Here is a 9,246-nt window from a genome sequence, read left to right as displayed (position 1 = left end):
TCATGTCCGGCGCATAGCCGGTCTTCTCCGCCACCACCTCCACCAGCGCCGCCCGCACCGCACCACGGTCCAGACCGCCAGCGGCCTGGCCAGCCGCGGTGGCCGGGGCGGCGAGGGGCGCGGCCGGGAGCGCAGCGGTGACGTACTCGGTGATCTGGTCCAGCGTCCGCAGTTCCGCGAGCTGCTCCGGACCGACCGTCGGCGCCTGCGGGAACCGCTCCCGCAACGCCCCCAACACCTGCACCCGCTTGATCGAGTCGACCCCGAGATCAGCCTCCAGGTCCATCCCCGTATCGATCATGTCCGGCGCATAGCCGGTCTTCTCCGCCACCACCTCCACCAGCGCCGCCCGCACCGCACCACGGTCCAGACCGGCCGTGGCGGGTTTCGCCGGAGCCGCCGCGGGCGCCGTGACCCGCGCGGGAACCGGACCCGCCGGCTGGCGCGGGACGAGCGGGACGACGGGTACGACGGGCGCGACAGGCACTGGCGGTGCGACAGGCGCGGGCGCCGGCGGAGCCGCCACAGGTGCGGCGGCGGGCGGCGCCGGCGGGGCGGCGACCGAGGCGGTCAGCGAGCGCGGCGCCGCGGGCCCGGAGGACAGTGCCAGGGTCGGCACTGACGGAACCGACGCCCGCGCGCCGGCGAGACCCGTGGGGTCGACGGCGAGCTCGAGCGCGGCGAGGTGGGCGAGGACCTCGTTGGCCTGCGTGTGAGTCTGGCCGATCACGGCGCTCTGGTTGGCGACCATGGCGATCGCGTCGGCGAAGCGAGCGTCCTCCCGCCCGCCGCGCTGATACTCGTGCAGCGCGTCGACCAGGCGGCTGGCGACGTCGAGCTGGCCGGTCAGGTAGACGCCGTGCAGGTTGACCTGCTGCGCGAGGACGTCCGCGGCGGCGTCGAACCCGAGGCCGAACGCGGACGACTGGCCCGCCTGCGCGAGGTGCTGACCGACGGCACCGCCGGTACCCGAGCCGTTCGGTACCGGGCCGGCCGAGGTGGTGCCGAGGGCCGCCGCACCGTGGGGGACGGCGCCCACCGAGGTGGCGCCATTCGTGCTCGGCCCGGTCACGGGCACTCCGTTCGTGGCGGCACCGTTCGTGGCGGCACCGTTCGTGGCGGCACCGTTGGTGGCGGCACCGTTGGTGGCGGCACCGTTGGTGGCAACCCCGTGCGTGGCGGCAAGGTTGATAACGGCACCGTTCGGGGCGACGCTGTGCGCGGACGCGCCGTTGACCGCGCCCTCACCGGGCACGCCGGGCGGCGCGGTGGCGCCGTTCGCGGTCGCGCCGGGCGTGGCTGCGACCGCGAACGGCGCGGGGACGGCGGCCACCGCAGCCTGGGCTGGGACGGCGGCGCCGAGGATCTGGTAGTCGTCGGCGAGCGTGGCGGCGTGGGCGTCGCGGCGGGCCGGCGGGGTGTACTCGGGGGCGGACAGGGTCACCGTCGGACCCTTGCTGGGGACCGTCGCGAGCGGCTCGGCCTGGAACCGGTTGATGCCGGTCAGCGGCACGCCGAGGACCGCGAGCTGGACGGCGGCGGCCTTGAGCGTCACGTCGCTGTCGCCGAGCGGGCCGGCATCGGTGGGGATCGCGATGACGTCCGCGTCGGGGAGGATCTGCCGGACGAGCCGGGTGAGCACCTGCTTCGGACCGAACTCGACGAACACCGTGGCGCCGGCCTCGTGCGCGGCGCGCACGGCGCCGACGAACTCGACCGGTTCGAGCAGCTGGCGGGCGAGCACCGCGGCGTTCGCCGCCGGGTCGGCGCCGTAGCTGGCGCCGGTGGTGTTCGGGTAGACGGGCGAGGTCGGCTCGTGGACCGGGGTGCTGGCGAGCGCCTCGGCGAACCGGTCGACGGCGTGCGCGACGTAGCGGGTGTGGAACGCGGCGGAGACCGGCAGCGGCCGGACGTCGAGTCCCTCCTCGGCGCAGCGGCGCACGAACGCGGCGACGGCCTCGCCGGGGCGGTCGCCGGGGCGGTCGCGGATGCCGGCGGGGTGCTGGCCGTGCTGCCCGGCGGACGCGGCAACGACTTCGTCCGCGGGCTGGGGCTCTCCGACGACCCGCGGCGGGTCGCGGCGGACCTGGGCCGGTCCCGCGAGGTGCGCATCGACCTGCCCGAGGTCGGCGGCCACCCGTACCTGGGGATCGCGAGCGTCGGCTTCGACTCCGACGTCCAGGTGATCGCCAACGGGACCCGGGTGCTGCGCGGCCGGCAGGTCTACACCTACGCGGTGCTGCGGGCGCTGGTCGCCTGGCGCCCGGCCCGCTTCACCGTCACGGTGGACGACGAAGCGCCCTTCGACCTGCACGGTTGGACGGTCGCGGCGGCCAACGCGCCCTTCTACGGCGGCGGCATGCGCTTCGCCCCCGGCGCGGATCTCGCCGACGGCCAGCTCGAGATCGTGCTGGTCTCCCGCGCGTCCCGACTGACCTTCCTGACGCTGTTCCCCCGCGTCTTCGCCGGCCGCCACATCGACACCCCGTACGTCCGCGTCCTGCGGGGTCGCCGCCTGCGCGTCGAGGCCGACCGCCCCTTCGCCGTCTACGCCGACGGCGATCCGCTCGCCTACCTGCCCGCGGAGATCATTGTCCGCCCCCGCGCCCTGCGCCTGCTGCTGCCCGCCACTGCCACCTCTGGCCAGACCAAGCCCTGACTCCCGCGTCGTTGCTCGCCACCGAGCGCGACAGCTACGTGGGAACGCCGCCTGCCGTCCCTTCCACAGGGATATCAGGCTAGTGGAAGAGACAGATGGCCTCTCTTCCACGCGGCCCTCTGGCAGGCCGGTACTGCTACAGCGGACGAAGACCTCGGGTCGTCGCCCTGCCGGGAGGAAATACGGCTACCTGAACCCTGCGGCCCCGGCTGGATATTCGATGAGCGCGCCACTGCCGTCGCGGTCCAATGACTACGGTCGATCAGGTACTGCATCCTCCCTGTCGTCACCGCGCACTGTGATGCTGATGACGCCGGCTGGGTCGGTCGCGGTCGGGTCCTGACCGGGAAGCCGCAGCTGGCCCAGCTCACCGCCGTGCCAGCAGACCACGTATAGAAGGAATATTCGATCACCGCGGGTTTGTGTAACCCAATCAAGCACGGCGAGAGAAGCTCGGGCGTAGGCGATCTCGACGTTGTCACCGCAGCCCGGTCCCCGACCCGGCCGTCGTCATTCGTTGTCAGTTGCGGGGCAAAGTTGGCGCAGATGATCGCGATCCGCACGTCGGTCGGGCATAGGCTCCGCAGGTAGCGGGCGAGCATCGCCGTAGCCAGCGCCTTCGCCCACGGCCCACGATGGTGCGCTCGCTACACGCAACCGCGGAGGCCGGAGATCGGTTTCGTCGCGGCTCCGATCCCGGACGTGGCGCCGCGGACCGCGGCCTGGGCCTTGCGGGTTGACAGCACCACTGTCCCTCTCCGCTGCGGTGAGGTCAGCCTGGCGAGGACTAGCGACTCGTGAACCCGGCTGGTCGGCCCGGTTCCTGTCTAGCTCGTCGATCCGGTTCCCGGCCCCTGTCCGAGGAGGTGCGCGGGGCTACGGTTGCCGGCGCGGGCCGAGCGAGGGAGCGTCTGGCGCACAGTCGAACTCGGGGGTCGAGTGGTAGTCGACGCGGCCGGCGACCTGCGGGTAGTGCAGGTCGAACGCGGGCCGTTCTGAGCGGATCGGCGCCAGGGAGTGGAAGTTGTGCCGCGGGGGTGGGCAGGACGTCGCCCATTCCAGCGAGTTGCCGTAGCCCCACGGGTCGTCGACGGCGGCGATGAGGCCGCGCCGGTAGGAGTGCCACAGGTTGTAGAGGAACGGCAGCGTCGACAGGGCGAGCAGGAACGAGCCGGCCGTCGAGAACGTGTTCAGCGTGGTGAAGCCGTCGGACGGGCCGTAGTCGGCGTAGCGCCGTGGCATGCCGCGAAGGCCGAGCCAGTGCTGCACGAGAAACGTCGAGTGGAAGCCGAAGAAGACCGTCCAGAAATGGATCTTGCCGAGCCGGTCGTTCATCATCCGACCGGTCGCCTTCGGGAACCAGAAGTAGGTGCCGGCGAACGCGGCGAACACCACCGTGCCGAACACGACGTAGTGGAAGTGGGCGACGACGAAGTAGCTGTCGCTGACGTGGAAGTCGATCGGCGGGCTGGCCAGCAGCACCCCCGTCAAGCCGCCGAACAGGAATGTCACGAGGAAGCCCAGGGCGAACAGCATCGGCGTCTCGAACGTGAGCTGACCACGCCACATCGTGCCGATCCAGTTGAAGAACTTGATGCCGGTCGGCACCGCGATGAGGAACGACAGCAGCGCGAAGAACGGCAGCAGCACCGCGCCGGTGACGAACATGTGGTGCGCCCACACCGCCACCGACAGCGCGCCGATGCCGATGGTGGCGAACACCAGGCCCTTGTAGCCGAACAGCGGCTTGCGCGAGAACACCGGCAGGATCTCGCTGATGATCCCGAAGAACGGCAGGGCGATGATGTAGACCTCGGGATGGCCGAAGAACCAGAACAGGTGCTGCCAGAGGATCGCCCCGCCGTTGGCGGCGTCGAACACGTGCGCGCCGAAACGGCGGTCGGCCTCCAGCGCCAGCAACTGCGCGGCGAGCACCGGGAACGCGATGATGACCAGGATCGACGTCACGAGGAACGTCCAGCAGAACATCGACAGCCGGAACATCGTCATGCCGGGTGCGCGCAGTGTCAGGATCGTCGTGATCATGTTGACCCCGCCGAGGATGGTGCCGAGCCCGGACACCACCAGGCCGAGGATCCACATGTCCGCGCCTGGACCCGGGGCGTAGGACTTGCTGTTCAGTGGCGAGTAGGCGAACCAGCCGAAGTCCGCTGCGCCGTCCGGGGTGAGAAAACCGCCGATGACGACCAGGCCGCCGAACAGGAAGAACCAGAACGACAGCGCGTTGAGTCGGGGAAAAGCGACGTCCGGTGAGCCGATCTGCAGCGGTACGAGCAGGTTCGCGAACGCGAACGCCAGCGGGGTCGCGAACAGCAGCAGCATGATCGTGCCGTGGATCGTGAACAGCTGGTTGTACTGCTCGTTGGAGAAGAACTGCAGTCCCGGCCGGGCCAGCTCGGCCCGCATCATGACGGCGAGCATCCCGGCGAACAGGAAGAAGCCGAGCGAGGTCACGAAGTACATGACCGCGATGTCCTTGTGGGACGTCGTGCGCAGGTAGCCGAGCAGGCGCAGCCGTGGCCGGGAATGGGCCGCGACGAGGTCCTCCGCGCGGATCCGGGCGGCTTCGTGTGGCTTCCGGGGCTCCTCGAGGATCGTCACGCCAGAATCCTAGCGTGACGATCCATGCGCTAACCGTAACTACGCCGGCTGGGCGCCCGGTCTGCCGTCCTCGATCACCCAGGTCGTGTCGGTGGTGACGGGGGAGTCGCGCTTCGAGATGTCCGCGACGACGCGCAGGTCCGCCTTGCACTCGTCCGCGGTCAGGTGGAAGCGGGTGTAGCCGCGGCGGTCGCCGCGGAAGTAGCGGACATGCGGGTTGAGTCGGGCGTTGTTGTCCCGGACGAACTCGTCGCTGACCAGGAAGAACGCGGAGCTGATCGAGGTGCAGACGAACTCGCTGGCGACGACCGGCGTCTCCGGGCGGTCGAAGTCGACCCGCAGGTCGTTCACCCACGCACAGTGCAGGTCCCCGGAGAGGACGACCGGGTTGCTCGCCCCGCTGTCGCGCACACCGGCGAGGATGCGCCGCCGGTAGGGCCGGTAGCCGTCGTTCTGGTCCAGGTTCGTCAGGGTCTCGCCCTGGCCGACCGGCAGCTGACCGTCGAGCTGGGCCATCATCGTCTGCTGCGCGATGATGTTCCAGCGGGACCGGGACGCGTTCAGCCCGTCGCGCAGCCAGCTCTCCTGTTCGGCGCCGGCCATCGTGCCGCTGGCGTTGTCGCTGCCGAGGTCGGTCGCGCCGATCGCGCTCGGCGAGCGTCCCGGGGTCGGCGTGCGGTACTGCCGGGTGTCCATGACGTGCATCGTCGCCAGGCTGCCGAAGGACAGCCGCCGGTAGATCCGCAGGTCCGGGGAGCCCGGGTTCAGCTCGACGCGGATCGGCATGTGCTCGTAGTACGCCTGGTACGCCGCGGCGCGCTGGCGGGCGAACACGGTCGGGTCCTGATGACGCGCGCCGGTGTCACCGACCTCGTCGACGAGGCCCGCGTAGTTGTTCTCGACCTCGTGGTCGTCCCAGGTGAGGACCCACGGTGCCGCCAGGTGCGCCGCCCGCAGCGCCGGGTCCGCCTTGTACTGGCCGTAGCGGTTGCGGTAGTCGGCGAGGGTCTGGAGCTGGTCCAGACCCGGGGTCTGCGGGGTGGTGTGCCGCCGGTCGGGGAACCTGCTGTCCGGGTCGTACTCGTAGATGTAGTCGCCGACGTGCACGACGAGGTCGGGCCGGTCCGCGGCGATCGCGTCGTACGCCGGCCAGTAGCCGTTCTGGAAGTCCTGGCACGACACCAGCGCGAAGCTCAACGACCCGGCGGCCGCGTCCGCCCCGGCGCCCGCGGCGGGGGCCGTGCGGGTGCGCCCGACCGGGCTGAGCACCGTGCCGGCCCGGAACCGGTAGAAGTACTCCCGCCCCGGTTCCAGGCCCCGCACGTCGACGTGCACCGAGTGCGCGAACGCCGTCTGCGCGGTCTGCGTGCCGGCCCGCACCACTGACCGGAACGCCTCGTCCGTGGCGATCTGCCAGTCGACGGGCACATCCCGCGCCGGCATCCCGCCGCCCTCGGATGGCTTCGGCGCGAGCCGGGTCCACAAGATCACCCCGTCGGGCAGCGGATCGCCGCTGGCCACCCCGAGGGCGAACACCCCGTCCGTCACGCCCGGAATCGGCGTCGGCGCCCGCAGCGTCGGAGCCGGGGACGGCGTGGTGCCACCGGAACTGGAACAGGCCGCCAGACCCGCCGCGGCCAGCGCCGAACCACCGAGGCCCAGCCCGCCGAGCAGCAGAGCCCGCCGATGCGGACGGGCCGCGCCGCCGTCGGTCCGAGGACGATCAGGCGGGGCTGGGACACTGGCTTCGTCGCGGCTCACGCACCAGCACATTAGACCTGGGATCAGGCCATTGGACGGCCAGCAGGTGTCAGGGTTCCAACGAAATCGGGACGAAATGTGATTCGGTGACGGCCGCGTCGATCTCGTGGCCCATCGGCTCGGCCGCGCCGACGCCGGCTGTTCGGTGATGACCATCCAGATAGCGTGTTCTCGGCGCACAGCCTCACCGTGTCGGGCGGAGAATTGCGAAGGCGGCGGTATGGACACCACCGAGGAGACCGGTGCCGGCGGGAGTAGTGGTGCCGGGAGACCGCTCGAGGTGCGTGTCCTGCCGGAACGTCACCGGCCTCTCGTCGCTGCGCCGATCGTCGAAGCTGACACTCGGTGGCAGAAAGCGGTCGGCGAATGCCTGGTCTCGGCGGATGGCCGTGATCTGTGGTGCGTGGTGAGCTGTTACCGCGATGAGATGTTGGCGGGCTTCGACCTCGAGCAGACCCCTGACCGGATCGCGGTCCGAGTCTGGCTGGCCTTCGGCCCGGACGGCCCCACGACATTTGGCCGAGGCAAGGTCCGGGTGCTGCCCGATGGTCGGCGGGTCGGCACCATGTACCGCCAGGGCGCGGGTCGCCGGTGGTGCGCCCTCGTCCGGCTCGACGAGCCCCTCAGCGCACGCCCGGTCATCGACATCTGTACCCCGGATCCTCACGGCAGCGGGAAGGCGTACCGAGCCTGGCGCGCCGCGCGTGACCGATCCGCGGCGCACTGAACCCACGGTCTGCTGAGTAGTACACCGCGGTGCACTCGGCGCGCGTCCCCGCACAGGTTCGGGACGGCGGGTCAGGTGAGGGCGACCTCGCAGCGGGTGGGGTCGCGCAGGTCGGTGCCGGCGGCGAGCCAGCGTTGGTGCAGGGCTTCGGGGCCGTGGACGCGTTTGTGGGCGGCCTCGTTCGCGGTCATCGGGAGCACCGGCAGGAAGCGCACCGGCGCCGCCTCACCCCCCGGGGCGGCGGCGGCCGGCACGGTCAGGTCGGGCAGCAGGCCGCCCGGCTCGGCGACGAGCACGGCGCTGAACGGGGCGTCGTCCCACAGTGGCTCGCCGAGGTCGAGGACGGAACCGGGGGTCACCGGACGGGCCTCCACGATGGGAATCGCCGCGAGCACGGCGAGGCGGCGCAGCACGCTGTCGCGCCGGCCGCGCAGGGACAACACCAGCTCGGCCCGCGGGCCCGCCGGATCGCGCACGGCGGAGTCGGCAGCCGTCATCGGTTCCCGGGACATGCCCAGCGTGAGGTAACGGACGATGCCGGCGCGGTCGGGGCCGAAGCGGAGCACCTCGATCTGCTCGGTGCCGAGGAACGTCACCGCGGCGCGGCCCGTGTCCGGCCCGAACTCCCGCGCGGCGTGCCGCTCGATGGCCTGGCTCAGGGCACTGTCACTCACCGGAGGCCCACCTGCGCCGCGTCTGTCATGACATCGATCGTAGGGTCAGCCGGGAGAACACGAGCTGCCACGAGTGGGAACCCTCGCGACAGGTGGGGCCGTTGGACCCGGCAGGCGACCTTGCCGGGGCGGCGAGCGTGACGGGGCCGCGATTTTGGAGGGTCTATGGGACAGGCGTTGACGAAGGGCGGCAACGCGCCGCTACCCACTACCGACGTCAGGGTCGAGATCGCTTCGTCGAGCCCGCTGGACATCGCCGCGATCCTGGTGAACGCAGCGGGCAAGGTGCGTTCCGACGCCGACTTCGTCTTCTTCAACCAGCCGGCCGGGCCGGGCGTGCGGCTGGTGCCGCCCTCGGCGCTGGAGTTCACCCTCACGGCCGTCCCGCCGGACATCGACAAGGTGGTGGTCACGGGCAGCCTCGACGGCAGCGGGCCGCCGACGTTCGCGGGCGTGCGCGGGCTGGGCATCGTGGTGCGCGACGCCCGTGGGGGCGCCGAGCTGGTGCGCTTCGACCCGCCCGGCTTCGGCCAGGAGACGGCGCTGATCCTCGTCGAGCTGTACCGGCGGGCCGGCGCCTGGAAGGCACGGGCGGTCGGCCAGGGCTACGCCTCGGGGCTCGCGGGAATCGCCACCGACTTCGGCATCTCCGTCGACGATCCCGGGCCCGCCGGCGCCGGTGCCGGCGCCGCGCCGGCCGGTCAGCCGCAGTTCTCCTCGCCGCCCGCCCAGTCGCCGGTGTCCGGTCAGCAGTGGGCGCCGCCGGCCGCGCCGCCGAGGCCGCCGCACGCACCGGCCGCGGG

General features: G+C 71.7%; 7 protein-coding genes. 3 read left to right on the top strand and 4 right to left on the bottom strand.

The window, feature by feature from the left end:
- Positions 1-1,942, bottom strand: a 1,942-nt coding sequence (locus MXD58_RS13120) for a phosphopantetheine-binding protein (protein WP_250609361.1), incomplete at its 3' end; no start/stop codon positions are given.
- On the opposite strand from MXD58_RS13120, the gene MXD58_RS13115 reads away from it, so the two are divergent.
- Positions 1,880-2,659: a diacylglycerol/lipid kinase family protein gene (locus tag MXD58_RS13115; protein WP_250609360.1), complete on the top strand. Its 780-nt coding sequence runs from the start codon at positions 1,880-1,882 to the stop codon at positions 2,657-2,659. The two genes, MXD58_RS13120 and MXD58_RS13115, sit on opposite strands and share 63 nt — an antisense overlap.
- An 876-nt stretch (positions 2,660-3,535) precedes the next feature.
- Here MXD58_RS13115 and ctaD read toward each other — a convergent pair.
- The gene (gene ctaD / locus MXD58_RS13110; protein ID WP_374616053.1) at positions 3,536-5,281 is read right to left on the bottom strand and encodes an aa3-type cytochrome oxidase subunit I; all 1,746 of its coding nucleotides are present in this window, start codon (positions 5,279-5,281) and stop codon (positions 3,536-3,538) included.
- 39 nt (positions 5,282-5,320) lie between these two features.
- Positions 5,321-7,054 (bottom strand): alkaline phosphatase D family protein, encoded by a 1,734-nt coding sequence (locus MXD58_RS13105; RefSeq protein WP_248836836.1) that lies wholly within the window; start codon positions 7,052-7,054, stop codon positions 5,321-5,323.
- A 208-nt stretch (positions 7,055-7,262) separates the two neighbouring features.
- Here MXD58_RS13105 and MXD58_RS13100 point away from each other — a divergent pair, with 208 nt between their 5' ends.
- Complete coding sequence (locus tag MXD58_RS13100; RefSeq protein WP_248836835.1) at positions 7,263-7,769, top strand: hypothetical protein; 507 nt, start codon at positions 7,263-7,265, stop codon at positions 7,767-7,769.
- A gap of 71 nt (positions 7,770-7,840) precedes the next feature.
- Here MXD58_RS13100 and MXD58_RS13095 read toward each other — a convergent pair whose 3' ends face one another.
- Positions 7,841-8,443, bottom strand: coding sequence for a suppressor of fused domain protein (locus tag MXD58_RS13095; protein ID WP_248836834.1), 603 nt, complete (start codon positions 8,441-8,443; stop codon positions 7,841-7,843).
- A 165-nt stretch (positions 8,444-8,608) separates the two neighbouring features.
- On the opposite strand from MXD58_RS13095, the gene MXD58_RS13090 reads away from it, so the two are divergent.
- A partial coding sequence (locus tag MXD58_RS13090; RefSeq protein ID WP_250609359.1) for a TerD family protein occupies positions 8,609-9,246 on the top strand: 638 nt, incomplete at its 3' end.

This window comes from Frankia sp. AgKG'84/4, from assembly GCF_023242965.2.
GTDB lineage: Bacteria > Actinomycetota > Actinomycetes > Frankiales > Frankiaceae > Frankia.
This window is presented reverse-complemented; position numbering and strand designations above follow the sequence as displayed.

What these genes read in the sequence shown, in the direction of transcription:
- MXD58_RS13105 (WP_248836836.1), bottom strand. Translation starts at nt 7,054, where the DNA reads ATGTGCTGGTGCGTGAGCCGCGACGAAGCCAGTGTCCCAGCCCCGCCT.
- MXD58_RS13100 (WP_248836835.1), top strand. Translation starts at nt 7,263, where the DNA reads ATGGACACCACCGAGGAGACCGGTGCCGGCGGGAGTAGTGGTGCCGGG.